This window comes from Burkholderia sp. AU6039 (assembly GCF_002223365.1).
In the GTDB taxonomy this organism is placed as follows: Bacteria; Pseudomonadota; Gammaproteobacteria; order Burkholderiales; family Burkholderiaceae; genus Burkholderia.
On sequence record NZ_NKFK01000003.1, the window covers coordinates 604,489 to 629,596 of the forward strand.

26 protein-coding genes and 2 tRNA genes are annotated in these 25,108 nt (G+C 67.4%); 9 read left to right on the forward strand and 19 right to left on the reverse strand.

Annotated features, from left to right (window positions below; translation table 11 throughout):
• Positions 1–8: 8 nt before the first annotated feature.
• On the reverse strand, positions 9–950 hold the full coding sequence (gene rsgA / locus CFB39_RS05470) for a ribosome small subunit-dependent GTPase A (RefSeq protein WP_089472388.1): 942 nt from the start codon (positions 948–950) through the stop codon (positions 9–11).
• A complete protein-coding gene (locus CFB39_RS05475; RefSeq protein WP_089424819.1) occupies positions 947–2,206 on the reverse strand; it encodes a M48 family metallopeptidase in 1,260 nt (419 codons plus the stop codon). The genes rsgA and CFB39_RS05475 overlap by 4 nt, the downstream gene beginning before the upstream one ends.
• Before the next feature lie 117 nt (positions 2,207–2,323).
• Between CFB39_RS05475 and orn the strand changes: the two genes are divergently transcribed.
• Positions 2,324–2,944 (forward strand): oligoribonuclease, encoded by a 621-nt coding sequence (gene orn, locus CFB39_RS05480; protein ID WP_089472389.1) that lies wholly within the window; start codon positions 2,324–2,326, stop codon positions 2,942–2,944.
• Between the two features lie 16 nt (positions 2,945–2,960).
• Here the strand turns inward: orn and mog are convergent, their stop codons facing one another.
• Together mog and yjgA are read right to left on the reverse strand one after the other, a co-directional pair.
• Positions 2,961–3,581, reverse strand: a complete 621-nt coding sequence (mog, locus tag CFB39_RS05485; protein WP_089472390.1) for a molybdopterin adenylyltransferase — start codon at positions 3,579–3,581, stop codon at positions 2,961–2,963.
• Entirely contained in the window at positions 3,562–4,167 is a 606-nt protein-coding gene (gene yjgA / locus CFB39_RS05490) for a ribosome biogenesis factor YjgA (protein ID WP_306426917.1), read from the reverse strand. The genes mog and yjgA overlap by 20 nt, the downstream gene beginning before the upstream one ends.
• A 127-nt stretch (positions 4,168–4,294) precedes the next feature.
• Between yjgA and pmbA the strand changes: the two genes are divergently transcribed.
• Positions 4,295–5,665, forward strand: a complete 1,371-nt coding sequence (pmbA, locus tag CFB39_RS05495) for a metalloprotease PmbA (RefSeq protein ID WP_089472392.1) — start codon at positions 4,295–4,297, stop codon at positions 5,663–5,665.
• An 81-nt stretch (positions 5,666–5,746) separates the two neighbouring features.
• Here the strand turns inward: pmbA and CFB39_RS05500 are convergent, their stop codons facing one another.
• Positions 5,747–6,247, reverse strand: coding sequence for a dihydrofolate reductase (locus CFB39_RS05500; protein WP_089472393.1), 501 nt, complete (start codon positions 6,245–6,247; stop codon positions 5,747–5,749).
• Between the two features lie 274 nt (positions 6,248–6,521).
• Entirely contained in the window at positions 6,522–6,848 is a 327-nt protein-coding gene (locus CFB39_RS05505) for a hypothetical protein (RefSeq protein WP_089472394.1), read from the reverse strand.
• 501 nt (positions 6,849–7,349) lie between these two features.
• Between CFB39_RS05505 and CFB39_RS05515 the strand changes: the two genes are divergently transcribed.
• Together CFB39_RS05515 and CFB39_RS05520 are read left to right on the forward strand one after the other, a co-directional pair.
• Positions 7,350–8,747: a sigma-54 dependent transcriptional regulator gene (locus tag CFB39_RS05515; RefSeq protein WP_089472395.1), complete on the forward strand. Its 1,398-nt coding sequence runs from the start codon at positions 7,350–7,352 to the stop codon at positions 8,745–8,747.
• Positions 8,748–8,788: 41 nt separating this feature from the next.
• Positions 8,789–9,760: a thymidylate synthase gene (locus CFB39_RS05520; RefSeq protein ID WP_089472396.1), complete on the forward strand. Its 972-nt coding sequence runs from the start codon at positions 8,789–8,791 to the stop codon at positions 9,758–9,760.
• Positions 9,761–9,861: 101 nt separating this feature from the next.
• On the opposite strand, the gene CFB39_RS05525 is transcribed toward CFB39_RS05520, so the two are convergent.
• Positions 9,862–12,441: a DUF6600 domain-containing protein gene (locus tag CFB39_RS05525; RefSeq protein WP_089473228.1), complete on the reverse strand. Its 2,580-nt coding sequence runs from the start codon at positions 12,439–12,441 to the stop codon at positions 9,862–9,864.
• Positions 12,442–12,603: 162 nt separating this feature from the next.
• The gene (locus CFB39_RS05530) at positions 12,604–13,311 is read right to left on the reverse strand and encodes a helix-turn-helix transcriptional regulator (protein WP_089424824.1); all 708 of its coding nucleotides are present in this window, start codon (positions 13,309–13,311) and stop codon (positions 12,604–12,606) included.
• Between the two features lie 196 nt (positions 13,312–13,507).
• Between CFB39_RS05530 and CFB39_RS40125 the strand changes: the two genes are divergently transcribed.
• Entirely contained in the window at positions 13,508–13,648 is a 141-nt protein-coding gene (locus CFB39_RS40125; protein WP_163008963.1) for a hypothetical protein, read from the forward strand.
• Between the two features lie 130 nt (positions 13,649–13,778).
• Positions 13,779–14,291: an acyl-CoA thioesterase gene (locus CFB39_RS05540; protein ID WP_039370920.1), complete on the forward strand. Its 513-nt coding sequence runs from the start codon at positions 13,779–13,781 to the stop codon at positions 14,289–14,291.
• Between the two features lie 54 nt (positions 14,292–14,345).
• Here the strand turns inward: CFB39_RS05540 and fumC are convergent, their stop codons facing one another.
• The 3 genes from fumC to CFB39_RS05555 form a co-directional block, all read right to left on the reverse strand.
• Positions 14,346–15,740 carry a class II fumarate hydratase gene (gene fumC / locus CFB39_RS05545; protein WP_043181919.1) on the reverse strand — a complete coding sequence of 465 codons (1,395 nt, stop codon included), beginning with the start codon at positions 15,738–15,740 and terminating at the stop codon, positions 14,346–14,348.
• A gap of 155 nt (positions 15,741–15,895) precedes the next feature.
• A complete protein-coding gene (norM, locus tag CFB39_RS05550; RefSeq protein ID WP_089424825.1) occupies positions 15,896–17,284 on the reverse strand; it encodes a multidrug efflux MATE transporter NorM in 1,389 nt (462 codons plus the stop codon).
• 135 nt (positions 17,285–17,419) lie between these two features.
• On the reverse strand, positions 17,420–17,638 hold the full coding sequence (locus CFB39_RS05555; protein ID WP_006486208.1) for an RNA-binding S4 domain-containing protein: 219 nt from the start codon (positions 17,636–17,638) through the stop codon (positions 17,420–17,422).
• Positions 17,639–17,908: 270 nt separating this feature from the next.
• On the opposite strand from CFB39_RS05555, the gene CFB39_RS05560 reads away from it, so the two are divergent.
• Entirely contained in the window at positions 17,909–18,310 is a 402-nt protein-coding gene (locus tag CFB39_RS05560) for a hypothetical protein (protein WP_089472397.1), read from the forward strand.
• A 123-nt stretch (positions 18,311–18,433) separates the two neighbouring features.
• On the opposite strand, the gene CFB39_RS05565 is transcribed toward CFB39_RS05560, so the two are convergent.
• The 8 genes from CFB39_RS05565 to fdxA form a co-directional block, all read right to left on the reverse strand.
• Positions 18,434–19,219 (reverse strand): DUF4088 family protein, encoded by a 786-nt coding sequence (locus tag CFB39_RS05565; protein WP_089472398.1) that lies wholly within the window; start codon positions 19,217–19,219, stop codon positions 18,434–18,436.
• Positions 19,220–19,380: 161 nt separating this feature from the next.
• On the reverse strand, positions 19,381–19,719 hold the full coding sequence (locus tag CFB39_RS05570; RefSeq protein ID WP_089472399.1) for an AzlD domain-containing protein: 339 nt from the start codon (positions 19,717–19,719) through the stop codon (positions 19,381–19,383).
• Positions 19,716–20,483, reverse strand: a complete 768-nt coding sequence (locus CFB39_RS05575) for an AzlC family ABC transporter permease (RefSeq protein WP_089424829.1) — start codon at positions 20,481–20,483, stop codon at positions 19,716–19,718. Before CFB39_RS05575 ends, CFB39_RS05570 begins: the two co-directional genes overlap by 4 nt.
• A 104-nt stretch (positions 20,484–20,587) precedes the next feature.
• A complete protein-coding gene (locus tag CFB39_RS05580) occupies positions 20,588–21,487 on the reverse strand; it encodes an AraC family transcriptional regulator (protein WP_089472400.1) in 900 nt (299 codons plus the stop codon).
• A 62-nt stretch (positions 21,488–21,549) separates the two neighbouring features.
• Positions 21,550–22,035 (reverse strand): CreA family protein, encoded by a 486-nt coding sequence (locus CFB39_RS05585; RefSeq protein WP_089455827.1) that lies wholly within the window; start codon positions 22,033–22,035, stop codon positions 21,550–21,552.
• Positions 22,036–22,154: 119 nt separating this feature from the next.
• Positions 22,155–22,230, reverse strand: a tRNA-Asn gene (locus CFB39_RS05590).
• A 75-nt stretch (positions 22,231–22,305) separates the two neighbouring features.
• A tRNA-Asn gene (locus tag CFB39_RS05595) sits at positions 22,306–22,381 on the reverse strand.
• Positions 22,382–22,484: 103 nt separating this feature from the next.
• Positions 22,485–22,808: a ferredoxin FdxA gene (fdxA, locus tag CFB39_RS05600; protein ID WP_011351384.1), complete on the reverse strand. Its 324-nt coding sequence runs from the start codon at positions 22,806–22,808 to the stop codon at positions 22,485–22,487.
• Between the two features lie 320 nt (positions 22,809–23,128).
• Here fdxA and pncB point away from each other — a divergent pair, with 320 nt between their 5' ends.
• Positions 23,129–24,328, forward strand: coding sequence for a nicotinate phosphoribosyltransferase (gene pncB, locus CFB39_RS05610; RefSeq protein WP_089424832.1), 1,200 nt, complete (start codon positions 23,129–23,131; stop codon positions 24,326–24,328).
• A gap of 88 nt (positions 24,329–24,416) precedes the next feature.
• The gene (locus CFB39_RS05615) at positions 24,417–25,079 is read left to right on the forward strand and encodes a lactate utilization protein C (protein ID WP_089472401.1); all 663 of its coding nucleotides are present in this window, start codon (positions 24,417–24,419) and stop codon (positions 25,077–25,079) included.
• Positions 25,080–25,108 lie beyond the last annotated feature (29 nt).

Genomic DNA, 25,108 nt, shown 5'->3' on the forward strand with positions numbered 1-25,108 from the left:
CCGCGCGGTCAGCGAACGATCTGGCTCGCCTCGTGCACGAGCTGCGCATACAGCGCATGCCGCGACGGTGCGATGCGGCCGTCGGCGACAGCGTCGAGAATCGCGCAGCCAGGTTCGTGCAGATGATGGCAATTATAGAAACGGCAGTCGGCCAGCAGCGGCCGGAACTCCGGGAAGGCGCGCTCGAGACGGCCTTCCGTCAGGTGGTAGAGGCCGAATTCCTGGAAGCCCGGCGAATCGATCAGCGCGCCGCCGCCCGCCAACGGGTAGAGGCGCGTGAACGTCGTCGTGTGACGGCCGCTGTTGAGCGCGGCCGAAATCTCGCGCGTGGCGGCTTCGGCATCGGGAACGAGCAGGTTCACGAGCGTCGACTTGCCCATCCCGGACTGGCCGAGCAGGATCGTCGAATGCCCGGCGAGGTGCGGCATCAGTTGTGTGCGCGCGTCGTCGGGCGAGCCCTTCACGGACAGCTCGAGCACGTCGTAGCCAAGGGCGCGGTAGGGCGCGAGGCGTTCGCGCGCGACCGGCAGCGCGGCTTCGACGTCGATCTTGTTCAGCACGACGAGCGGCTTCAGCTCGTTCGCCTCGGCGGCGATCAGCGCGCGGCCGAGCAGGTCCTCGCTGAAGTAGGGCTCGGTCGCGAGCACGATCAGCAATTGATCGAGGTTGGCCGCGAACAGCTTCGACTTGAACTGGTCGGAACGGTACAGCAGGTTGCGCCGCTCGCCGATCTCGACGATGACGCCCTGGTCGGCCGATGCGAGTTCGTACACGACACGGTCGCCGACCGCGATGTCGCTCTTCTTGCCGCGCGGGAAGCACTGCAGCATCGGGCCGCCGTCGTCGGGCGCGACGATGTAGTGGCGCCCGTGCGCCGCGATCACGCGGCCTTCGACCCGTTGCGCATTCGACGCGCGCGGGGCCGGCTTGCGGGAGGTCGGCCGGCTCATGCGTGCTGCATCAGGCGGTCGATCCGCTGCGATGCGGGCGGATGCGAGTAGTAGAAGGCCGTGTAGACGGGGTCGGGCGTCAGCGTCGACGCGTTGTCCTCATAGAGCTTCACGAGCGCGCTGACGAGATCCTGTGCGTCGGTCTGGCTGGCCGCGAACGCATCGGCCTCGAATTCGTGCTTGCGCGACGTGAGGCTGCCGAACGGCGTTGCGAAGAACAGGAACACGGGAATCGCGAGGAAGAACAGCACGAGTGCGGCGCCCGCGTTGCTCGTGTCGAGCGACGGCGTGACGCCGAGCCCCGTGTAGAACCACGTGCGTTGCGCCAGCCAGCCGAGCAGCGCGAGCAGCACGAGGCTCAGCACGAACGACACGAGCATCCGCTTCATCACGTGGCGGCGCTTGAAGTGGCCGAGTTCGTGCGCGAGCACGGCTTCGATTTCCTGGCCGGACAGGCGCGCGAGCAGCGTGTCGAAGAACACGATCCGCTTCGATGCGCCGAAGCCCGTGAAGTACGCGTTGCCGTGCGCCGAGCGGCGGCTGCCGTCCATCACGAACAGCCCCTTCGCCGCAAAGCCGCAGCGCTTCATCAGCGACTCGATGCGCGCGCGCAGCGCGTCGTCCTTCAGCGGTTCGAACTTGTTGAAGATCGGTGCGATGAAGGTCGGGTAGATCAGCAGCACGAGCATCTGGAACGCGACCCAGACGATCCAGGTCCACAGCCACCACAGGCTGCCGGCCTGGTTCATCAGCCACAGCACGACGAACAGCAGCGGCAGGCCGAGCGCGGCGCCGAGCAGCGAATTTTTCAGCATGTCGGTGAAGAACAGCCGCTTCGTCATCCGGTTGAAGCCGAAACGCTGTTCGATCCCGAACTGGCGGTAATACTCGAACGGGACGTCGATGACGCTCGTGATCACGAGCACCGCCGCGACGAGCGCGACCTGCTGCCCGTAGCCGCGGCCGATCCAGCCGGTGAGCAGCGTGTCGAGCGCGCCGACGCCGCCGAGCAGCGTGAGGCCGACCAGCACGGCCGCGCTGACGACGATTTCGAGCATCGTCAGCCGGGTGCGCTCGACCGTATAGTCGGCCGCGCGCTGGTGGGCGGTCAGCGGGATGGTTGCGCTGAACTGCGCGGGGACGTCGTTACGGTGCGCCGCGACGAAGCGGATTTGCCGCGACGCGAGCCACAGCTTGGTGACGACCATCGCGAGCACGGCGAGCGCGAACAGCAGGGTGAACGAAAAGGGTGACATCGAAGGCGCCAAAGGGTTCTATGCGAGAATTATATGTTCTTGCGGACCGGCCCCGCTGATGCGATGCCGGCCGCCCGGGCGGCGCCGCGCGCCGTCCGCCATTTTCCAGGATGACTCATGACCGATACCGCCGCTTCCGCCAGCCAGCCCGCGCTCGTGCGCAACGAGTTGAACCTCGTCTGGCTCGACATGGAGATGACGGGCCTCGACCCGGATAACGACCGCATCATCGAGATCGCGGTCGTCGTGACCAATTCCACGCTCGATATCGCCGTCGAAGGCCCCGTGTTCGCGATCCACCAGAGCGACGAAACGCTCGCGAAGATGGATGACTGGAACAAGTCGACGCACGGCCGCTCGGGCCTGATCGACCGCGTGCGCGCGTCGACCGTGACCGAGGCGGACGCCGCCGAGCAATTGCAGGCCTTCCTCGCGCAGTACGTGTCGCCCGGCAAGTCGCCGATGTGCGGCAACTCGATCTGCCAGGACCGCCGCTTCATGGCGCGCTGGATGCCCGAATTCGAGCGGTTCTTCCACTACCGCAACCTCGACGTCAGCACGCTCAAGGAGCTGTGCCGCCGCTGGCAGCCCGCGATCTACAAGGGCTTCCAGAAGCGGGCGATGCACACGGCGCTCGCGGACATTCACGAGTCGATCGACGAGCTGAAGTACTACCGCGAGCATTTCCTGATTCCTGCCGCGTCGGCTTCGGCAGGCGAGTCCGCGCCGGCCGCCTGAGCGGGCCGGCACGCGTTTAGCGCGGTGCGCGCTGAGCGCTTTTCGGCCGGAACGCCGCGACCACCGCGGCGTCGGTCTCGATGTACGGGCCGCCGATCAGGTCGATGCAGTAGGGCACCGCGGCGAAGATGCCGGGCACGGTCGATTTACCGTCGGCATCGCGCAGCCCTTCGAGCGTTTCCCGGATCGACTTCGGCTGGCCGGGCAGGTTGACGATCAGCGCCGCATGGTCGGCCGTCTCGCGGATCACCGCGACCTGCCGCGACAGGATCGCGGTCGGCACGAAATTCAGGCTGATCTGCCGCATCTGTTCGCCGAATCCCGGCATTTCCTTCGTCGCCACGGCCAGCGTGGCCTCGGGCGTCACGTCGCGGCGCGCCGGGCCCGTGCCGCCCGTCGTCAGCACGAGGTCGCACCCCGCGACGTCGACGAGTTCGGCAAGCGTGGCGGAGATCGTCGGCGCGTCGTCCTGGATCAGGCGCGTTTCGGCGCGCCACGGCGACACCAGCGCGCTGGTGAGCCACTCCTGCAGCGCCGGAATGCCCTTGTCTTCGTAGACCCCGGTGCTCGCGCGGTCGCTGATCGACACGAGGCCGACGACGAGCTCGTTCGGGTGGTTACGCTTCGTCGTCGTCATGGTCGTCTCCGGCGTCGTCCGCCGCTTCGTCGTCCGCTTGGGACGTGCCGCCGGCGGTCTTGATCCACTGGAACAACTCGCGGAAATAGCGCGGCGGCTTGCCTTGCTGCGCTTCCTTGCGTGCGTTGCGAATCAGCGTGCGGCCTTCCTGGATGTCGGCTTCCGGGTGCTGGCGCAGGAATTCGGTCAGCGCGTCGTCGCTCGCGAGCAACTGTTCGCGGGTGCGTTCGATCCAGTGCAGGCGGGCCGTCGCGGCCTTGTTCACGCCGCGTTGCGCGTCGAGCGCGGTGCGCAGCGCGGCCGTCTCGTCGTCGGTCAGCGAGCGCATCACGCGGCCGACGTACTGGAGCTGGCGGCGCTTGCCTTCGTGATCGGTGATCCGGCGCGCCTCGCGCACGGCGTCGCCGAGGCTTTCGGGCATCGGCATGCGTTTCAGCGCGTCTTTCGGCAGATCGACGAGTGCCTGGCCGAGTACCTGCAGCTCGTGCATCTCGCGCTTCAACTGGGATTTGCTGGGGCGATCGTAGCCATTGTCGTCGTCTTCGGCGGCATGCTCGATCGGCTGGATTCGGGTTTTGCGTGTCATGGACGGCATTGTATCGCGCCGCGGACACCCCAAGCTTGTCGGTGTCCGGCCCCGGACCTTGCTATGATCGCGGGATACGCAACATTTTGAACATGCGGGCGCCCGCCCGCCACCGGATATCAAGACGATGGCAGCCAATCTCGACGTACAAGCGCGCTATTTCCCGCACACGCAGGACCAGCTCAAAGAAATCGCCTCCGACATCCTTCGCCATGCGAAGGCGCTCGGCGCGACGGACGCCGCGACCGAAATCTCCGAGGGCGACGGCCTGTCGGTGTCGGTGCGCCGCGGCGAAGTCGAAACGATCGAGCACAACCGCGACAAGATGGTCGGCGTGACCGTGTTCATCGGCAAGAAGCGCGGCAACGCGAGCACGTCGGATTTCTCGCCGGGCGCGATCAAGGATACCGTCGCCGCCGCGTACAACATCGCGCGCTTCACGGCCGAGGACGAGGCGGCCGGCCTGGCCGAGGCCGAGCTGCTCGAAACCGACCCGCGTGACCTCGACCTCTACCATCCGTGGGCGCTGTCGGCCGACGAGGCCGTCGAGCTCGCGCGCCGCGCGGAAGACGCCGCATTCGCGGTCAGCCCGCAGATCCGCAACTCGGAAGGCGCGAGCGTGTCGGCCCAGCATTCGCAGTTCGTGCTGGCCACGTCGCGCGGCTTCCTGTCCGGCTACCCGTACTCGCGTCATTACATCGCTTGCGCGCCGATCGCGGGCAGCGGCCGTCACATGCAGCGCGACGACTGGTATTCGTCGAAACGCAGCGCGATCGATCTCGCGGCACCCGAAGCGGTGGGCCGTTACGCGGCCGAGCGTGCGCTTGCCCGGATGGGTGCGCGCCGCCTCGATACCCGCAAGGTGCCTGTGCTGTTCGAGGCGCCGCTCGCGGCCGGCCTGCTCGGCGCATTCGTGCAGGCGGTGAGCGGCGGTGCGCTGTACCGCAAGACGTCGTTCCTCGTCGACAGCCTCGGCAAGCCGGTGTTCGCGCCGCACATCCAGGTCGTCGAGGATCCGCACGTGCCGCGCGCGATGGGCAGCGCGCCGTTCGACGAGGAAGGCGTGCGCACGCGTGCGCGCAGCGTCGTCAAGGACGGCGTCGTCGAAGGCTACTTCCTGTCGACCTATTCGGCGCGCAAGCTCGGCACGCAGACCACCGGCAACGCGGGCGGCTCGCACAACCTCGCGCTGCGCAGCTCGAACACGCAGGCGGGCGACGATTTCGAAGCGATGCTGAAGAAGCTCGGCACGGGCCTGTTGCTGACCGAGCTGATGGGGCAGGGCGTGAACTACGTGACGGGCGACTATTCGCGCGGTGCGGCGGGCTTCTGGGTCGAGAACGGCGTGATCCAGTATCCGGTCGAGGAAATCACCGTCGCGAGCACGCTGCAGGAAATGTTCCGGCATATCGTCGCGATCGGTGCCGATTCGATCGTGCGCGGCACGAAGGAAACGGGCTCGGTGCTGATCGAGCAGATGACGATCGCCGGGCAGTAAGCGGCACGCGGCATCGGCCGCCATCAAACGAAAAAGCCCGACGGCTCGCGCCGGTCGGGCTTTTTTCATCGTGCTGACGCGTCAGCCGCGCTTGCGCTCGTAGACGACGAACGCATAGCCGAACGTATTCGGTGCGGCCGCCTTGTGCGCATCGCGCGACACTTCCTGCCACTGCGCGGCGTCGGGTGCCGGGAACGACGCGTCACCGTCGAAGTCGGCATCGATCTCGGTAACGACCAGCTTGTCGGCGAGTGCGAGACCTTCCGTGTAGAGCTGCGCGCCGCCGATCAGGAACGCTTCGGGCACGCCGTCGCGCGCGGCGAGCGTCAGCGCATCGGCGAGCGACGTGACCGTGTCGCAGCCGTCGAAGCGACGCGTCGCGTCGCGCGTGACCACGATATTGCGGCGGCCCGGCAGCGGCCGGCCGATCGACTCGTGGGTCTTGCGGCCCATCACGATCGGTGCGCCCATCGTCGTGCGCTTGAAGAAGGCGAGATCCTCGGGAAGTTTCCAGGGCAACTGGTTGTCGCGGCCGATGATGCCGTTGCGGGCACGCGCGACGATCAGGGTCAACGTCGTCATGAAGGTCGGGGAAAGGAAAACCGGAATGGCGCCGATTTTACCGGAACGGCGGCCTGCGCCGGTTCCGGGTATGCGCATCCGCCTTTCCGCACTGCGCGCCGCGACGCCCGAGGCAATGCGTCGCGGCGACGGAATGAATAAAAAGAGTGCCCGCCGGGGGACGGAGCACAAAAACCGTTTCGTGTTGCGAGCGCGACGATGCCGGCATCGGGTCGATGCTGTCCGGCTCGTGCAAATCAATACGTCATCCTGATCAAATGGTTCGGCTCGTGCATCACTGATGGGTACTGCCGTGCGTGGTGCCTTCCATCACGTGCTGCACGTCGCCCGGCTGCGGTGCCGGAAGCGGCATCGGCAATTGCGGCGGCGGCGGGATCTCGTCCCACAGGGTCACCGACATCCTGCCGGCCGGCAGCGGTTGCGGTGACGACACGGTCACGATGCCGAACCCGTTGCCGTGCTGCATGCTCGGCGTGTTTTCCGCAAGCAGCATGGCGCGACCCGGATTCGTGCCTTCGGCTGCGCGTACGGGCGTGGGCGGGCCGGCGGCCGCGACCGCAATGGTCACCGGCACGAAAGAAAGTAAAAGATGTTTTCGCATGGTCGCTGTCTCCGACGGTTTCCATGTTCAGCGAAATGCATGCCATCGCGCCGGGACCGTTGTCGAGACTGCGATTCGTGCTCAAGCGTTGCGAATTGTGTCGGAAAACGGCTGAAAATGTTTCAGGCCTGAAACGAGGGGGCTTGGGAATACTGCTGATTCAATCGATACGCCTCAAGGATGAAAATCGTCGCAAGTGTTGATGACAGAGCGTATCGCTGCGCCGGGGCTATGTGCAGACGATTGACATGCATCGACCTCCTGAGCGATACGGCCGCATCGCCCACCGCGCTGAAATTGGATTGTCGTATTCAGTGCCTATAACTAAGCTGTCTTGATCAAAATAACTGGACGCGAGATAAGCGCCATCATGCGAGGCTTTGTCGTCGCCACGCATCGGCATGGCGAATCGAGCCGCCTTCGGCTGACCCGATTCGATCCTTTTCGCACGTGACCTGGCGTGCACGGCAATCGTTAGACGGTTGATGAACGGGGTGAGCTATGGGCGCCGATCAGCGGCACGTGATCTACTATTCGCGCGAACCGAACGACGCGTTGCGCGGCCATTTCGACGAATGCGGTTGGCGTGTCGATCTCGCGGAGACCGTGCGAGACGTACGGCGCGTCGTGCAGCATGGTGTCGCAACGGCCGGGCTGCTCGATTTTTCGCCGGGCTTCAAGCCTTCCGACCTGCGCGAACTCGAATCCTGTCTGAGCATTCAGCACATCGGCTGGATCGCGGCGACGCGCCGCGGCCAGTTGCAGGACGCTACGCTGCGCCATCTCATTCGCGACTACTGTTTCGACTACGTGACGATGCCGTACGAGACGGCGCGGATCGTCGAGACCGTCGGCCATGCACACGGAATGATCGCGCTGACCGAAACCGTTGCGCCGCCCGTCGGCGCCGGACGCAGCGAAGGCGAAATGGTCGGGACCTGCGACGCGATGCTCGGGCTCTTCAGGACGATACGCCGCGTCGCGGCGACCGACGCGCCGGTGTTCATCTCCGGCGAATCGGGTACGGGCAAGGAACTGACGGCGGTCGCGATTCATGAACGTTCGTCGCGCGCGCAGGCGCCTTTCATCGCGATCAATTGCGGTGCGATTCCGTCGACGCTGCTGCAGGCCGAACTGTTCGGCTATGAGCGCGGCGCGTTCACCGGCGCGAACCAGCGCAAGATCGGCCGCGTCGAGGCTGCCAACGGCGGCACGCTGTTTCTCGACGAAATCGGCGACTTGCCACTCGAAAGCCAGGCGAGCCTGCTGCGCTTCCTGCAGGAAGGCAAGATCGAGCGGTTGGGTGCCCATGTGTCGGTGCCCGTCGACGTGCGCGTGATCTGCGCGACGCACGTGGACATGGAAGCGGCGCTGCGCGAAGGGCGGTTCCGTGAGGATCTGTTCCATCGTCTGTGCGTGCTGAAGATCGAGGAGCCGCCGCTGCGCGCGCGCGGCAAGGACATCGAGGTGCTCGCGCGCCACATGCTCGAGCGTTTCAAGGGCGACGCGCATCGTCGCCTGCGCGGCTTTTCCCCTGATGCGGTCGCGTCGCTGTACGGCTATTCGTGGCCGGGCAACGTGCGCGAGCTGATCAATCGCGTGCGCCGCGCGATCGTCATGTCGGAAGGCCGGCTGATCACCGCGGCCGATCTCGAGCTGAACGACTTCGCGACGCTCGCGCCCGTGTCGCTGCTGGAGGCGCGCGAGGCGGCCGAACGGCAGGCGATCGAGCAGGCGCTGTTGCGGCATCGCGGCCGTTTCGCGGATGCCGCACGCGAACTCGGTGTGTCGCGCGTGACGCTCTACCGGCTGATGTGCGCACACGGCATGCGCGATCGCGGCGACACGCTGGCAGGGTTTTCGGCGCCGTTGCCGGAGCTTCCTCACCACGCTTGCTAAAATTGGCGGGTACGGCCGCCCTCGCGGCCGAAGGAACCCGCATGAAACAGTATCTCGATCTCGTTCGTACCATTCTCGATACCGGCACCTGGCAGGAGAACCGCACGGGGATCCGCACCATCAGCATGCCGGGCGCGATGCTGCGCTTCGACCTGCAGCAAGGCTTCCCGGCCGTGACGACCAAGAAGCTGGCCTTCAAGTCGGCGATCGGCGAACTGGTCGGCTTCCTGCGCGCGACGCGCAGCGCGGCCGATTTCCGCGCGCTCGGCTGCAAGGTGTGGGATGCGAACGCGAACGAGAACGCGCAATGGCTCGCGAACCCGTATCGCCAGGGCGTCGACGATCTCGGCGACGTGTACGGCGTGCAATGGCGCCAGTGGCCGGGCTACAAGGTGCTCGACGCGGGCGCCGACGCGCAGATCGCCGATGCGACGCGCCGCGGCTTCCGGATCGTCACGCGTTTCGACGAAGACGGTGCGCCGAAGGTGCTGCTGTACAAGGCGATCGACCAGTTGCGCCAGTGCCTGGACACGATCATGGAGAATCCGTCCGACCGCCGCATCCTGTTTCACGCGTGGAATCCGGCCGTGCTCGACCAGATCGCGCTGCCCGCGTGCCACCTGCTGTACCAGTTCCTGCCGAATGCGACGAAGCGTGAAATCTCGCTGTGCCTGTACATCCGCAGCAACGACGTCGGCCTCGGTACGCCGTTCAACCTGACGGAAGGGGCGGCGCTGCTGGAACTCGTCGGCCGGCTGACGGGGTACGCGCCACGCTGGTTCACGTACTTCATCGGCGACGCGCACATCTACGAGAACCAGCTCGACATGCTGCAGCGCCAGCTCACGCGCGAGCCTTACGAGAGCCCGCGGCTCGAGATTGCCGAGCGCGTGCCGGAATACGCGAAGACGGGCGTCTACGCGCCCGAGTGGCTGGAACAGATCGAGCCGTCCGATTTCTCGCTCGTCGGCTACCGCCACCATGAGCCGCTGACCGCACCGATGGCGGTCTGATCGAGCAAGCCGGGGCGCGCGGATGCATCGCGCCGCGCCCGTAGAAAAATGGCCCGACCGGTTGATCCCGGGCGGGCCTTTTTGTTTCACGTTTGCGGCGCTTACTGGCGATGCCGCTCTTCGTGACCGCCTTGCGGCGGCGGGTTGCTCGGGTGAGGTGCCTCGACGTGCGGCGCCGGTTGCGGCCGCGGTTCCATGCGCGGAGCGGGCATCGACGGACGCGGTTCCATGCGTGGCGCCGGCTGCGGTCGCGGCTCCATACGCGGTGCAGGTTGCGGCCGAGGCTCCATGCGCGGCGCCTGCGGTTGCGGGCGCGGCATGTCATGCACGGCGGGGGCCGGCGGACGGTACTCGTTCACACGGGGCGGCGCGACTTCGCGATGCGGCGCCGGTTGCGCGAATTCGGGGTGCGGTTGCGGCGCAGGTGCGGCCCGTTCCGGTTGCGATTGCCCATGCTGGGCCGGCGACTGGAAATCGGGGCGCGGACGCGGCTGCGGAATCTGCGCCGTGCTGTCGAGCCGCGGTTGCGGCAGGGCGCGCGGCGCTTCGTTCCGGCTGCCGGGCTGCGCGCCCTGCGGAGTCGGCACGCCTTCCGGATGTGGTATCGCCGCGCTTCGCACGGGCGGCAGCGCATTCTGTCCCGCCGCGTGGAGCGCGGTCGGCGGCGCGGGGCGTTGACGTTCCATCGGTGTGTGCGGCTGCATCCACGCGGGTGACGGCGTCTCGGCTGCATGTGCATTGCCGATGCCCGCCGGACCGTTGTTCGCGACCGGCGGATGCGGGACGCCATTGCCGGGCCCGAATGCCTGATGCGGCACCGGGTTGCCGGGCGCCTGCGGCATGCCGCCGTTGGCGAAACGCGGTGCGTTGGGGGTTTCGCCGTTCGCCGGCCGCGCGAGATTCGGCATGCCCGGCATCGGTGTGCCCGGCCGCCCGGCCTGCCCGGCGGCCGGCTGGCCTTCGCGAGGCGCGCGAGCCGGTTGCACGACGGGGCCGTGCGGATTCACGAGCTGCACGTTGTGCATCGCCCATGCGCCGCCGTCCGGCTTGCCCGGAACGCGGACCGGGCGAGCCGTGTAGTCGGCCGGTACGTTCGTCTTCACGACAGGTGCGCCGGCACCCGGTACGCGCCCGCCTTGCTGCGCGAGGTGGGCCGCCGCGTGGTCGCGATACGCGGGCGGCACGGCGGGATTGCGCGTCGCGACGTACGGGTGCTGGGCAATCGCCGCAGGCGGACGGTAGCTCGCATTGCGCAGCCCGCCCGTGAAGCTCTGGCGCACCGGCGCAATGCCCGGTGTCCCCGGCATGACATGCGCGTTGCGCCATTGTTGCGGATCGACGTGCTGCGAAAAGTGCGCGACCGGCTGGCCGTGCACGAATGCGGAGGCCGGTACGGCCGTGATCGCGTGCGGCGCGCGGAAGTTCACGTACGTCTTGTTGATGTTGGTGATATTGGTGATGTTCGTCACGTTCACGGTCTTGTTCACGTTGACGTTGACGTTGTTCACCACGATGTTGCGGTTCACGCGGTCGTAGTAGTGCGGGCTCCAGCCGCCCCAGCCCGGATGCCACGGTTCGCCCGGGCCGAGCGCGAACCACGCGCAGCCGGCCGCGGCGACGCCGCCCACCGTGAGCGCGACACTCCAGTCGGGGCCGCCGCCACCGCCGACGAACGCGACGAGTGCCGGCGCATAGACCGGCGGCTGGCTGACGACCATCGGGCCCGGTACCCAGGCCCAGCTATCATCAACGTATGCCCAGCGGCCGTAGTGATACGGTGCGAAACCCCACGGCGCGTCGTCGACCCACGTCCAGCCCCACGGTGCCTGCCAGATCCAGTGGCCGTCGTGATACGGCGCCCAGTCGGCCGGCGTGTCGTTCGGCACCCAGACCTGGCCGTAGTTCGGGGTTTCGCGCCACGTGCCGTTCGCGTCGAGATCCTGGTAGCCGGGGATGTCGCGGGACACATAGCGGGCCGATACCGAGCGCTCCTCGGCCGCGTCGCGGCTGGCGGCCCACTGGTCGAGCGGGTCGGGGCCCGGGGCGGCGGATTGCTGCGCGACCTGCAGGTCGGTGCCCGTGAACACGACCTGCTGCCCGGGCGACAGCGGGTACTGGCCGTTGCTGCCGTAGACGGTCGCACTGCCGCTGCGCACCGTGACCGTCGTGCTCGCACCGTTCGGCGCGACGTCGACGCGATAGTCGCCGGGGCCCGTGATGCCGAGCGCGAGATTAGGCGTGTCGATTTCGTACGATCCGCCGGCCGGCAGATCGCGCACGTGCGTCGATACGGTGCCGAGCCCCACTTTCAGCTGGGTCGTCGTGTCGTCGAGGTTCAGCACCGACAGGTTCGTCGATTCGCCGAGCCGCACCGCGGTCGAGCCGATGTGCAGCTCCGAGCGCGCACCGGCATCGTTCCAGAGCTGGTCGCCGGTCGTCAGCGGCCGGTTCACGGCGGCATACGACCACGTATCGGTGCCGGCCGGTTCGGTCGTCACGGCGCCCGACAGGTAATTGAGCCGCGCGACCCGGCTGGGTGGATCGCCGCCCGGTTGCCGTGCTGCGGTCGCATAGGGCGGCGCGCCGGCCGATTGCGCGAATGCGGGGGGCAGTGCCGCAAGCGCGACGAACGCGACCAGCGTGCAGCGGGCGGTTCGCTTGAGCGTGAACAGGGTGGCCATGGTGAGCGTCTTCGTCATTATCGCGGCGCGTCGATTCGTGCCGTTGAGTTCACAATATCCGCTCGGCCTGTTTCAATGCTCGGTGTTTTGTAAGTCGAATGGCACGCGATGTAACAAAACCTGTCGATCACGCGCCGTTGTCGTGCAGACGCAATCCAGGCGTCAAGCGGACGTAAGCCACTCGTCGAAAACCTGCTGTCCGGGCACCGTGACGCGCAGCACGCGCGGCCGTGCGGCGCGTTCGATCCAGCCGTGCGCGCAGAAGCTATCGAGCAGCGCCGCACCGAGTGCGCCGCCGAGATGCGAGCGCCGTTCGCTCCAGTCGAGGCAGCCGCATGCGAAGCGGCGCCGGCGCGTGCGCTGCTGCGCGACGTCGATGCCCCATTGCGCGAGCGCCTGGGTGCCGAGTTCGGTGGTCTCGATCGCATCGCCGTCGGCAAGCAGCCAGCCGCGCGCGGTGAGCCCGTCGAAGATGCGCACCGCGAGTTCGCCGGCCATATGGTCGTAGCAGGTGCGCGCATAGCGCAACTCGGCCGGGACCGTGCGGGACGGCGCCGGAACCGGGCGATGCGGTGCGGCTGCGCGGGCGACGTTCGCGAGCGCCTCGAGCGAGGCCGCGATGTCGGCCGACGCGATCCGGTAGTAGCGGTGCCGGCCGCGCACGTCGAGCGCGAGCAGGCCGCCCTCGGTCAAGCGCGCGAGATGGGCGCTTGCAGCGGACGGCGACAGCCCCGCAATCATCGTCAGCTCGCCTGCCGGTCGCGCGCTGCCGTCCATCAGCACCCACAGCATCGCGGCGCGCCCCGGGTCGGCGATCAGCGAGCCGATGCGGCTCAGGCCCGGAAAGTGGTGGTCGTCTTGGTCGGTCATCGTCGTGTCTCGTCAGGCGGGATGAGCTTCAGTGTAGTGGGCGTGCGCATTCGATGTTTCGCTTTTGGATGAAATGTCGGATGCACTGGCGCGGGCGTCGTCGATGCGGCGGAACCGGGCTGCGGCCGCTTGCGGCGCGCGCGTAGAATGGCTGAAAGCGGCCGCAGCGGGCGGCCGCACGTGACACGATGCAATGATGAAGACGATTTTCTGTTTGCTGGCGGCCGCGCTCGTCTGCGCGGCCTGTGCGCAGGGCGGTGCGGGCGCGGCCGGCGAGCGCGGCGGCAGCATCGAGATGTACGGAACGATCGATCAGGGCATCACGGTGCGCCGCTGACCGGTGCCGGCCGAGCGCGCGCCGGGCCAATCCCCGGCAGCCGCGCCACACGGGGCGCCCCGCGACGCGTTGCCGCAGTGCAACGTATAATGGCCCGATTACAGCGCCCCTGCCGCCTGGAGCCAACAAGATGTCCCAACCGTCCCCCGTACCGGCCGCCCTCGACCGCACCGAAACCGTCTTCCGCTTCCTCGCCGAGCCGTCGTCCGTGAACTTCGGCGGCAAGGTGCATGGCGGCGCGCTGATGAAGTGGATCGACGAGGTTGCGTATGCGTGCGCGGCCGTCTGGTCGAGCCGCTATTGCGTGACGGTCAGCGTCGGCAACATCCGTTTCCAGCGTCCGATCATGGTCGGCAATCTGGTCGAGCTGAAGGCGCGCGTCGTCGCGACGGGCCGCACCAGCATGCACATCCATGTGTCCGTGCATGCCGGCGATCCGAAGGGCGGCATGCTGCGCCAGACGACCGATTGCCTCGTCGTGTTCGTCGCGGTCGACGAGAACGGCAACCCGGTGCCGGTGCCGCCGTTCGTGCCCGAGACCGACGAGCAGAAGGTGCTCGCGAAATATGCGGCCGACGTGCGGGCCGCGCTCGACAAGATCGTCGAGATGAAGCCGGAAGAGGTCGCGAAGGGCGCGGTCTGACCGCTGCGGGCGCCGCGCATCGCGCCGCGCCCGTCATCCTGCCTCTTCCTGCTGTTACTGCGACCCGATCATCTGCTCGGGACGTACCCACGCATCGAATTCCGCCTCGGTCAGGTAGCCGAGCGCGAGCGCGGCCGCCTTCAGCGTCGTACCTTCCTTGTGCGCCTTCTTCGCGATCTGCGCCGACTTGTCGTAGCCGATGTGCGGATTGAGCGCCGTCACCAGCATCAGCGATTCGTTCAGCAGCAGGTCGATCCGCGAGCGGTTCGGCTCGATGCCCACCGCGCAGTGATCGTTGAAGCTCTGCGCGCCGTCGGCGAGCAGCCGCACCGACTGCAGCACGTTGTGCGCGATCATCGGCCGGAACACGTTCAGCTCGAAATTGCCGCTCGCGCCGCCGACGTTGACCGCGACGTCGTTGCCGAACACCTGGCAGCACAGCATCGTCACGGCTTCGGATTGCGTCGGGTTCACCTTGCCCGGCATGATCGAGCTGCCCGGCTCGTTTTCAGGAATCGACAGTTCGCCGAGCCCGCAGCGCGGCCCGCTCGCGAGCCAGCGGACATCGTTCGCGATCTTCATCAGGCCGGCCGCGACCGTCTTCAGCGCGCCGTGTGCGAACACCAGCGCATCGGCCGCTGCCATTACCTCGAACTTGCTCGGCGCCGTCACGAACGGCAGCTTCGCAAGCCGGCCGATTTCATCGGCGACGCGCACCGCGAACTCCGGATGCGCGTTCAGCCCCGTGCCGACCGCGGTGCCGCCGAGCGCGAGTTCGTACAGGTGCGGCAATGCCGATTCGACGTGACGGATGCCCTGGTCGAGCTGCGCGACGTAACCGGAAAACTCCTGGCCGAGCGTGAGCGGCGTCGCGTCCTGCAGGTGCGTGCGGCCGATCTTCACGATGTCGGCGAACGCCTTCGACTTCGCGTCGAGCGTCGTGCGCAGCGTGCGCAGCGCCGGCAGCAGGTGGTTGACGATCGCGTACGCGGCCGCGACGTGCATCGCGGTGGGGAAGACGTCGTTCGACGACTGGCCGCGGTTCACGTCGTCGTTCGGATGAACCTTGCGTGCTTCGCCGCGCTCGCCGCCCAGCAGTTCGCTCGCGCGATTCGCGATCACCTCGTTGAGGTTCATGTTGGTCTGCGTGCCGGAGCCCGTCTGCCACACGGCGAGCGGGAATTCGCGCGGATGCTTGCCGGCGATGATCTCGTCGGCCGCGTCGATGATCGCGCGCGCCTTGTCGTCGGCCAGCACGCCGAGCGACTGGTTCACGGCCGCCGCGGCGCGCTTGACGATCGCGAGCGCGTGGATCAGCTCGGGCGACTGCTTCTCGGTCGAGATCCGGAAATTCTGCAGCGAGCGCTCGGTCTGCGCGCCCCAGAGCCGGTCGGCCGGCACGGCGATCTCGCCGAACGTATCGCGTTCCATCCGAACTGCTTCGTTCATGATCCACTCCTCCAGGAAAGGGGAAAGGCCGCGCGTGGTCGCGCGGCATCAGACGTAATCAGACGTATCGTGAGGCAGTCGCGCCGCTCGCGCGGCGTCTCGAGATCTTCAGCCGACTAGCATAGCGCCGGCGCGGATTTCGCGTCTTGTCGCGCTCAGTGCGGCGACGTCACGAGCGACGCGCTCTTCAGATGGAAGCGCCACGCCATCAGCACGGCCACGCTGGCGAGGCCGGCCGCGAGGCCCCACCAGAGGCCGCGGGCGCCGAGGCCCACGTGGAACGCGAACCAGTAGCCGGTCGGAAAACCGATGCCCCAGTAGCCGAGGGTGGCCGCGAGCATCGGGATGCGCGTGTCCTTCAGGCCGCGCAGCGCACCCGACCCGACGGTCTGCGCGCCGTCGACGATCTGGAACACCGCGGCGATGCCGAGCAGCGACGCGGCGAGCGACACGGTGGCTGCGTTGGCCGGATCGTCGAGGTTCAGGTACAGGCCGACGATCGCATGCGGCGCGACGATCAGCACGATGCCCGACAGCGTCATGAACGCCACACCGAGGCCGAGTGCGACGAAGCCGGCATGCCGCGCGGCGACGGGCGCCCCTGCGCCGACCCAGTAACCGACCCGCACGTTGGCGGCCTGGCCGATCGCGAGCGGCACCATGAACGCCACCGATGCGACGTTCAGCGCGATCTGGTGCGCGGCCAGCGACGTCGCGCCGAGCACGCCGACCGTCAGGCCGGTCGCGAGGAACAGTGTCGACTCGACCCCGTACGTGATCGCGACGGGCCAGCCGATGCCGATCAGTTCGCCCATCATCGGCAGCTTCGGGCGGGCGGCGGTGACGAAATGACGGAAGCGCTGCCGGCCGTGCAGCAGCCAGATCAAGGCGAATGCGGTGAGCCAGATCGTGATCGTCGTTGCGACCGCCGAGCCGAGGAAGCCGAGGCGCGGCAGTCCGAACGCGCCGTGGATCAGCCCGTAGTTCAGCACGGCATTGACGCCGACGCCGCCGATCGACACCCACAGCAGCCGGCGCGCCGCGCCGATCGCCGGCAGGAACGCGCGCATCAGCCCGACGCCGATCAGGCTGCCGAGCGCGGCGAAGCGCAGGATGCCGGTGTATTCGCCGACGTGATGGGCGAGCAGCGGCGGCTCGTGGAACATCAGCAGGATCGGTTCGGACAGCGACAGCGCGATGATGGCCGGAATCGCGAGCAGCACGGACAGCGCGAAGCCGGTCCAGTAGATGTGCGGGACGCGCTCGTCGGCCTTGGCGCCGCGCGCATGCGCGACGCTGACGCTGACCGACGACAGCACGCCTTGCAGCACGGTCACGATGACGAAGAAGAAGTTCGCGCCGAGCCCGCCCGCCGCGAGCGAATCAGGGCCGAGCGAGCCGAGCAGCACCGTGTCGGTGACGCTCATCGCCATCTGCGAGAGCTGCGCGATCGCGAGCGGCGCGGCGAGGCGCGCGGTATCGGCGGCATGACTGGACAGGGACGGCGGCGCGGCGGCCGTCCGCGTAAGACCGGAATGCGACATGGAATGGGCGCTCGCGCGGGTGCGGGCCCGCGCTATATGTATTTATTTTGAGAGACGGCTAGCTTACGGCTTTATTCGAACGGTGTCGAACGCGCGCGCCGATGGCCATGTCGCAGGCAGGGGGAACCGTCGGCCCTAGGCTTCGCGCACGGCAATGCGCGTGTCGCCGAGCAGGACGACCTGGCCCGCGCGGATCTTGCAGGTCTTGCGCAGCTCGACCGCGCCGTCGACTTTCACCGCGCCGGACGCGACGATCAGCTTCGCGGTGCCGCCGCTGTCCGCGAGGCCGGTGATCTTGAGGAGGTTGTGCAGCTCGACGTATTCGCCGGTCAGCGTGAAATCCAGATTGGGCATGACGAAGAAGGTGCGCAAAGCGCGGGAGGAATCGCCTCGCATCATACGGCACCGCGGGCCTGCGCGCGAGCGCGGCCGGCCGCCGCCCGTAGTTGTTAGGGAGTGTGAGCCATTCGTCAGCAAATGAAACGGTGGGTAACAGTCTGAGAGATTCGAGAACCGGCCGCGCGGGCCGCGGGTCTTCTGTCGTACCTGCTGCGTGTTGCGGCGGGGGACGCAACGGACCGCATCGCTGCGGTTCGGGCGCACAACTTCCTGAGGAGAATTGCCATGTCCAAGATTCGTACGATGCTGATCGGTGCCGCGTTGACGGCGTTCGCCACTTCGGCCGCATTTGCCCAGACGGGTACGGCGGTGCAGGGCGCAGCCGGTGCCGGCGTTCAGGCGCAGACGCCGGCGGCGGGTGCCGGTGCCGGCATGCAGGGCGGTGCGGGCGCGAATGCGTCGGGCAATGCGGCAGGCGGTGCAACCGATGCAGTCGGCGCGGCAACCGATGGCGCGAAGGACTCGACGTCGTCGGCCGTCCACTCGGCCAAGAAGCACACGAAGCATGCCGCGAAGTCGGCCAAGAGCCATGTCGGCTCGGCCAAGGCGAAGGCCGGCGAAGCGACCGAAGGCGGTGCGTCGGTCGGCGCGGAAGGCGGTGCATCGGCCCAGGGCGCCACGCAGTAAGCGGTGGCAGGCGCCGCGCGACGCTCGCCCTCGACGGCGCGTCGCGACGGCGGCCATCCGATGGCCCGGTTCGCGTTGCGCGAACCGGGCCGCTTTCATTTGTCGATGGGTTCGGGCGCGCCGTTAGGGTCGCCGTTGGCTCTGCCCTTGGCCCGGCTGACCCTGCGCCGGCCGCGCGGCAGCCGGGGTGAATACGCTGCGCAACCACGCGGCGAGCCGGGCGAAGACGTCGTACGGTTCCTCGACGAAGATCTCCGGCTTCAGCAGCCGCAGGTATTCCATGATCTGCTGTGCTTCCTGCTTCTGGAACGAACCGTGCGCGAGCCCGAGCCGCAGCAGCCCGCGCAGTTCGCCGAGCTTGTCGCGCGCGGTGCTGCCGACGCTCATCTCGCATGCGAGCTTGGCCTCGTAGACCCGTTGTCGCAGCGATTCCGCGAGCCGCCACGCAGGCGTCTGCATCAGTTCCTCGAGCGTCTGGATGTCTTGCGCGGCCCCCTTGATCTGCGAGGCGAGCGGATCGATCAGCGACGGGTCGCCCTGCGCTTCGGCGACGATCGCTTTCGCCCAGTCACGGCAAGCCTTCGCGAGTTCGTCGGGGGTCCATTCGGAACGCGACGCGAAGCCGAAGCCGAATTCGCCGGCCTGTCGCATCAGGATCGCGACGACGTCCGGAAATTCCTTGTCGAGCGTGCGTTTTGCCCACGCGTACTGGCCGCCCTGCAGCATTCGCTGCACCGCGTGCTCGGTCAGCGGCACCATGTTGTCGAGCAGCTTGGCGCGCAGGAAATCCTCGAACGACGGCGTCGCGAACTGCGGGTCGAGTTTCAGCGACACGCGGACGAACGCGTCGTAGTCCTTGCGTAGGGACTCAAGCGTGTCGTCCTTGAGGGAAAGGGTGATCTGGCCCATGAATCGTCTCGATGGCGGCCCGTGCCAGCCGGCGGCCGGCACGGCGCACCGGGACGGGCGCAGCGTCGACTGACCGGTGCGCGCCGAGGCCGGTGGCGGGTATTCATTCCCTATATCGGCGCGCCGGGCGGAAACTTGAGTACGAATGACCGAGTGTGTACTCAGGCGGGTAGCCAGTGGGGCATCACGACCCCTTGCCAGAAAAAGAACACCGCGAGCCCCACCGCGATCGTCACGAGCGGGCGGCGGGTGGCGGCCGACACGAGCACGGCGGCGAGCGCGCCGACGAGCTGTGGATTGCGCCAGGTCAGCTCGGCGGTGCCGCCGTGCGGCGAGACGACCATCGGCACGATGATCGCGGTCAGCACGGTGACGGGCACGAAGCCGAGCGCGGTCCGCACGAGCGGCGGGAAGGTCAGCCGTTCGCCGAACAGGAACAGCGTCGAGCGGATCGCGTACGTGATGACGGCCATCCCGAGGATCAGCAGCGCGTAGCTCACGATGCAGCCTCCGTGCGCGAGCCGGCGCGCGTGCGTTCGTGCCGCAACGTGAGCGCGACGCCGACCGCGACGCCGGCGGCGACCGCGCCGAGCAGCCCGAGCTTGTACGGCCAGCCCTGCCAGAAGTACGCGAGCGTGCCGGCCGTCACGGCTGCCGCGAAATAGCGCAGCGTGCCGAGTTGCGGGACGACGATCGCGATGAAGGTCGCCGCCATCGCGAAGTCGAGGCCAAGCGACTGCAGGCCCGGGAATGCCGCGCCGAAGCCGATGCCCGCGAGCGTCCAGACCTGCCAGTTCAGGTACATCGCGAGCCCCGAGCCGAAGAAGTAGTGGGGGCCGATCGCGCCCGGCGGGAAATGTCGGTAGTGCGCATAGGCGACCGCGAACACCTCGTCGGTCATCAGTGCACCGAGCGTCGCGCGCCAGCGCAGCGGCAGGTGGGCGACATAGGGCGCGAGCGTCGCGCTGTACAGCAGGTGACGCAGGTTCACGATCAGCGTGGTCGCGAGCACGACGACGAAGCTCGCGCTGCCCGCGATCAGGCCGAGCGCGATGAACTGCGCGGAGCCCGCGAACACGGCGAGCGACATCAGTGCGCCATGCCAGGCGGCGAGCGGGCCGCCGCCCACGAGCGTGCCGAAAATCACGCCGAACGGGGCGGCGCCGATCATCATCGGGATCGTGTCGCGCGCACCGTCGAGCCATTCGTTCAATGGGCGGCGGGCAGGCGATGCGGGTATCGGATTCAAAGGGTGCTCCTCCATGAACGGGAGGATAGCGGGCAGGGGGTGTGCCGGCTTGTATGTTCTTGCGCTTGCCGGATGGGGGGATGCCGGCGGTATCGCGGTGGCGGGCGGGACGCTGCGCGTCAGCTTGCCTGCCAGCGCCCGGGCGGCACGCCGAACATGCGTTTGAAATGCCGGGTGAAGTGGCTTTGGTCGACGAAGCCGCTGGCCGCCGCGACGTCGGCGACGGGCACGCCCGCGCGCAGCGGCGCCAGCGCGCGCTGCAAGCGCAACTGGTTGCGCCACGCATGCGGCGGCATCCCGGTCGTGCGGGTGAACAGGCGCGCCGCGTGGAACGGCGACAGGCCGGCTGCCTGCGCGACTTCGTCGAGCGTCACCGTGCACACGAGGTCGGCGGCGAGCCGCTCGCGCATGACGTCGACGCGCGGTTCGTCCGCCGCGAGCGGCGCCGGTCGCGGCTGTGCGTCGGCATGGCGCACGATCAGCGTCGACAACGCGTCGAGCATCGCCGTTTCGGCGGCGAGCGGATCGTAGACGCGCGGTGCGCCGGTCGTCGGATCATGCGCCGGCTGCCCGTGCGTCTGCAACGGCAGTGCGCGTTCGCTGCCGGCCTCCATCATCCGGTGCGCGAGCGTGAGCCGGGCCGCGAGATCGGCGTCGCGGATCACGTCGGGCGCAAACCACGGCGCGTCCTGCGGGCGGCCGGCGATCGAACAGGTGAGTTCGCGGATGAATTCGACCGGCATGTAGCTGACGCGATAGCACCAGCCTTCGTCGGCCGCGCGCGACCCCGTATGCACCTCGCCGGGATTGATGACGGGCACGGAGCCGGTTTCGGCGACATAGCCGCTGCCGCGATAGGTGAAGCGCTCCGCTCCTTCGAGAATCACGGGGATCGTGTACGCGTCGTGCCAGTGGGGGGCGAACGCATGATCGCGATAGGTGGCCGTGAGGAGATCCGCGTCCGGCAGCAGCGGCGTGCGCCAGTAGCGTGCGGAGTCGGGAAGGCGGGTGGCGGACATGATCGGGCGCGGGAGCGGTCGAATCGACAGTGTATCGCTCGCGCGCCCGGCAGGCGCGGGCTTTACTTGACCGGAATCGTCGTGCCGGCCGGCATCGGTACCGCGGTGACGGCGTTCTTCGGGCTGCCGCTCACGATGCGGTCGCTGTAGGTCAGGTAGACGATCGTGTTGCGCTTGGTGTCGACCACGCGCACGACGTGCAGGGTCTTGAAGATGAACGACATGCGCTCGCTGAACACGTCGGTCTGCTGCTTGAGCGGCTCCTTGAAGCTGATCGGGCCGACCTGCCGGCATGCGATCGACGCCTCGCTCGGATCCTCGGCGACGCCGAGCGTGCCCTTGATCCCGCCGGTGCGGGCGCGCGACACGTAGCAGGTCACGCCGTTCACGATCGGATCGTCATACGCCTCGACGACCACGCGATCGGAGCCCGTGACGCGGAAATGGGTGTTGACGCTGCCGACTTCCTCCGCGTGCGCGAGCGGCGCCGCGGCGAACGCGGAAAGCAGGAGGGCGAAGGGGGCTGAGCGGAGGAGGCGGTGCTTCATCGACGGAACCGGATGCGAATGCGAGACAGAGACTCTAGCATGCGCGCGACCGGACGATGAAAGCCGAATGGCAGGCCGGAAAAACAAAAGGCCCGTCGAATGACGGGCCTTTCGCTATTTGGCTCCCCGACCTGGGCTCGAACCAGGGACCTACGGATTAACAGTCCGGCGCTCTACCGACTGAGCTATCGGGGAATAAATCGGTACATCTGCATGCGTGTTTGTCTACCAGCAAAAAGCCCGTCCACTTTCAACGGGCCTTTGCGTTTTTGGCTCCCCGACCTGGGCTCGAACCAGGGACCTACGGATTAACAGTCCGGCGCTCTACCGACTGAGCTATCGGGGAACAAACAACAACAGCAGAGAAACGAGATTATATGGAGCGTTGATCAGGTCGTCAACACTTTTGAGCCGCGGCGCACAAAAAAATTTCTGCGGCGGCTGCGCGATCAGCGCTCGAGCAGGTGCAGCTTGTCCTGCACGTCCTTCCACTCGTCCGCGTCGGCGGGTGCCGGCTTGGTCTTCGTGATCGACGGCCAGTCCTTCGCCAGCTCGGCGTTCAGCGCGGTGAACTGCTGCTGGTCGCCCGGAACGTCTTCTTCGGCATAGATCGCATTGGTCGGGCACTCGGCGACGCACACGGCGCAGTCGATGCACTCGTCCGGATCGATGGCGAGAAAGTTGGGACCTTCACGGAAGCAATCCACCGGGCACACATCCACGCAGTCCGTGTATTTGCACTTGATGCAGCCTTCGGTCACAACGTGAGTCATTAAAACGCTCCTGCTTGGCGGTATATATGGGGTGGCGTTTGCGCCAAAACCGGCATTGTAACTGAAGCGCAAAACCCGCATGGCGTGGTCGGCTATCCGGCTTATATCGTTTCGTGATTAGTTTATGGGGCCGTCCACGGGGCGCTGAAGGGACGCGCCAGCGGCAGTGCGTGCCCCATACGCCGGAACGGGCAGTGCGGCCGCAGCAGGGCGGCAGGCGGTTTCACGATGGTCGGGCCCGCATTCGGGTAACATGGCCGACAGACCGGGCGGCGCGCGGTGCGCCGGGGCCCGGTCACGATATTGGCGGTGCCGTCATCATGATCATCACTTCGCTGCTCGACACGGATCTCTACAAGTTCACGATGATGCAGGTCGTCCTGCATCACTTCCCCGCTGCAAGCGTCGAATATCGTTTCCGGTGCCGCACGCCCGGCGTCGATCTCGTGCCGTACATCGACGAGATCCGCGACGAGGTGCGCGGCCTGTGCGCGCTGCGTTTTTCCGACGTCGAACTCGACTACCTGCGGCGGATGCGCTTCATCAAGAGCGATTTCGTCGACTTCCTCGCGCTGTTCCACCTGAACGAGAAGTACATCTCGATCACGCCGTCGCCGAAGGGCAACGGTGAAATCGACATCGAGATCACGGGGCCGTGGCTGCACACGATCCTGTTCGAGATCCCGGTGCTCGCGATCGTCAACGAAGTGTATTTCCGCAATACCCAGCGCGAGCCCGACTATCGCGAAGGCCGCGAGCGGCTGCGCGAGAAGATCAAGCTGCTCGGTGCGAAGCCCGAATTCGCCGACTGCAAGATCGCCGACTACGGCACGCGCCGGCGCTTCTCGAAGGTCTGGCACGAGGAGGTCGCGCTCACGCTGCGCGACGGCCTCGGCCCGCAGTTCGCGGGCACCAGCAACGTGCTGTATGCGATGAAGCACGGCATCACGCCGCTCGGCACGATGGCGCACGAGTACCTGCAGGCCTGCCAGGCACTCGGCCCGCGGCTGCGCGATTCGCAGATCTACGGCTTCGAGATGTGGGCGAAGGAATACCGCGGCGACCTCGGGATCGCGCTGTCGGACGTCTACGGGATGGATGCATTCCTGAACGACTTCGACATGTACTTCTGCAAGCTGTTCGACGGCGCGCGCCACGATTCGGGCGATCCGTTCGAATGGGGCGAGCGGATGCTGCGTCATTACGAGATGAACCGTTGCGACCCGCGGACCAAGGTGCTCGTGTTCTCGGACGCACTCGACATCCCGAAGGTCATGCAGTTGTACGAACGTTTCCGCGGTCGCTGCAAGCTCGCGTTCGGCGTCGGCACGAACCTCACCAACGATCTCGGCTACGTGCCGCTGCAGATCGTGATCAAGATGGTCCGCTGCAACGGCCAGCCGGTCGCGAAGCTGTCGGATTCGCCGGGCAAGAGCATGTGCGACGACAAGGCGTATCTCGCCTACCTGCGCCAGGTGTTCGGCATCGCGCAGCCGGTCGAGGAAGACGCGTCGAAGTAAGCGTCGGCCGAACGGCCAAAACTGCGTGGCGGCGGGGTCGGCCGGTATAATCCGACGGTATCGCCCGCCAACGTCACGAGGACCGTTCATGGACACTTCCGCTGCCCGTCGCCAGATCCTCGCGCGCATTCGCGCGGCGCAGGGGCGTGCGGCCGAACCCGATGCGGCCGAACGCGACGGCGTTGCCGATTATCTCGCCCGTCATCCGGAAGGCCCGCGTCCGCCGGCGCCGGCCGATCTCGTCGCTGCCTTCGTCGACGAAGCGGTACGCCTGTCGACGACGGTCGACGAAGTCGCGACGCTTGCCGACGTACCGGCCGCCGCGGCTCGCTACCTTTGCGCTCACGGCCTGCCGACGCAGGCCGTCGCGTGGCGTACGCTGGCCGATTTCGACTGGGCGGGCGCAGGCCTGTCGGTCGAATGCCGCAAGCCGCGCGACGGCGATCTGGTCGGCCTCACCGGCTGCTTTTGCGCGACTGCCGAAACGGGCTCGCTGGTGCTGCTGTCCGGCCCGGACACCTATGCGTCGGCCGGCCTGCTGCCGGAAACGCACATCGCGATCGTTCCCGCGTCGCGGATCGTCGCCGGTCATGAAGATGCCTTTGCGCTGATCCGCTCGGAGCGCGGCGAATTGCCGCGCGCGGTCAACTTCGTGTCGGGCCCGTCGCGCACGGGCGATATCGAACAGACCATCGTACTGGGCGCGCACGGCCCGTACCGCGTTCACGTGATCGTCGTACGGGGCGCATGACGCGCCCGCTGCATCCACTACCACTCGAA

What these genes read in the sequence shown, in the direction of transcription:
- CFB39_RS05565 (WP_089472398.1), bottom strand. Translation starts at nt 19,219, where the DNA reads ATGGGCCAGATCACCCTTTCCCTCAAGGACGACACGCTTGAGTCCCTA.
- fumC (WP_043181919.1), bottom strand. Translation starts at nt 15,740, where the DNA reads ATGAACGAAGCAGTTCGGATGGAACGCGATACGTTCGGCGAGATCGCC.
- rsgA (WP_089472388.1), bottom strand. Translation starts at nt 950, where the DNA reads ATGAGCCGGCCGACCTCCCGCAAGCCGGCCCCGCGCGCGTCGAATGCG.
- CFB39_RS05520 (WP_089472396.1), top strand. Translation starts at nt 8,789, where the DNA reads ATGAAACAGTATCTCGATCTCGTTCGTACCATTCTCGATACCGGCACC.
- CFB39_RS05525 (WP_089473228.1), bottom strand. Translation starts at nt 12,441, where the DNA reads ATGGCCACCCTGTTCACGCTCAAGCGAACCGCCCGCTGCACGCTGGTC.
- pmbA (WP_089472392.1), top strand. Translation starts at nt 4,295, where the DNA reads ATGGCAGCCAATCTCGACGTACAAGCGCGCTATTTCCCGCACACGCAG.
- yjgA (WP_306426917.1), bottom strand. Translation starts at nt 4,167, where the DNA reads ATGACACGCAAAACCCGAATCCAGCCGATCGAGCATGCCGCCGAAGAC.
- CFB39_RS05540 (WP_039370920.1), top strand. Translation starts at nt 13,779, where the DNA reads ATGTCCCAACCGTCCCCCGTACCGGCCGCCCTCGACCGCACCGAAACC.
- CFB39_RS05575 (WP_089424829.1), bottom strand. Translation starts at nt 20,483, where the DNA reads ATGGAGGAGCACCCTTTGAATCCGATACCCGCATCGCCTGCCCGCCGC.
- CFB39_RS05475 (WP_089424819.1), bottom strand. Translation starts at nt 2,206, where the DNA reads ATGTCACCCTTTTCGTTCACCCTGCTGTTCGCGCTCGCCGTGCTCGCG.
- mog (WP_089472390.1), bottom strand. Translation starts at nt 3,581, where the DNA reads ATGACGACGACGAAGCGTAACCACCCGAACGAGCTCGTCGTCGGCCTC.
- CFB39_RS05585 (WP_089455827.1), bottom strand. Translation starts at nt 22,035, where the DNA reads ATGAAGCACCGCCTCCTCCGCTCAGCCCCCTTCGCCCTCCTGCTTTCC.
- CFB39_RS05505 (WP_089472394.1), bottom strand. Translation starts at nt 6,848, where the DNA reads ATGCGAAAACATCTTTTACTTTCTTTCGTGCCGGTGACCATTGCGGTC.
- CFB39_RS40125 (WP_163008963.1), top strand. Translation starts at nt 13,508, where the DNA reads ATGAAGACGATTTTCTGTTTGCTGGCGGCCGCGCTCGTCTGCGCGGCC.
- fdxA (WP_011351384.1), bottom strand. Translation starts at nt 22,808, where the DNA reads ATGACTCACGTTGTGACCGAAGGCTGCATCAAGTGCAAATACACGGAC.
- orn (WP_089472389.1), top strand. Translation starts at nt 2,324, where the DNA reads ATGACCGATACCGCCGCTTCCGCCAGCCAGCCCGCGCTCGTGCGCAAC.
- CFB39_RS05555 (WP_006486208.1), bottom strand. Translation starts at nt 17,638, where the DNA reads ATGCCCAATCTGGATTTCACGCTGACCGGCGAATACGTCGAGCTGCAC.
- CFB39_RS05515 (WP_089472395.1), top strand. Translation starts at nt 7,350, where the DNA reads ATGGGCGCCGATCAGCGGCACGTGATCTACTATTCGCGCGAACCGAAC.
- CFB39_RS05615 (WP_089472401.1), top strand. Translation starts at nt 24,417, where the DNA reads ATGGACACTTCCGCTGCCCGTCGCCAGATCCTCGCGCGCATTCGCGCG.
- CFB39_RS05530 (WP_089424824.1), bottom strand. Translation starts at nt 13,311, where the DNA reads ATGACCGACCAAGACGACCACCACTTTCCGGGCCTGAGCCGCATCGGC.
- CFB39_RS05560 (WP_089472397.1), top strand. Translation starts at nt 17,909, where the DNA reads ATGTCCAAGATTCGTACGATGCTGATCGGTGCCGCGTTGACGGCGTTC.
- pncB (WP_089424832.1), top strand. Translation starts at nt 23,129, where the DNA reads ATGATCATCACTTCGCTGCTCGACACGGATCTCTACAAGTTCACGATG.
- CFB39_RS05580 (WP_089472400.1), bottom strand. Translation starts at nt 21,487, where the DNA reads ATGTCCGCCACCCGCCTTCCCGACTCCGCACGCTACTGGCGCACGCCG.
- norM (WP_089424825.1), bottom strand. Translation starts at nt 17,284, where the DNA reads ATGTCGCATTCCGGTCTTACGCGGACGGCCGCCGCGCCGCCGTCCCTG.
- CFB39_RS05500 (WP_089472393.1), bottom strand. Translation starts at nt 6,247, where the DNA reads ATGACGACGTTGACCCTGATCGTCGCGCGTGCCCGCAACGGCATCATC.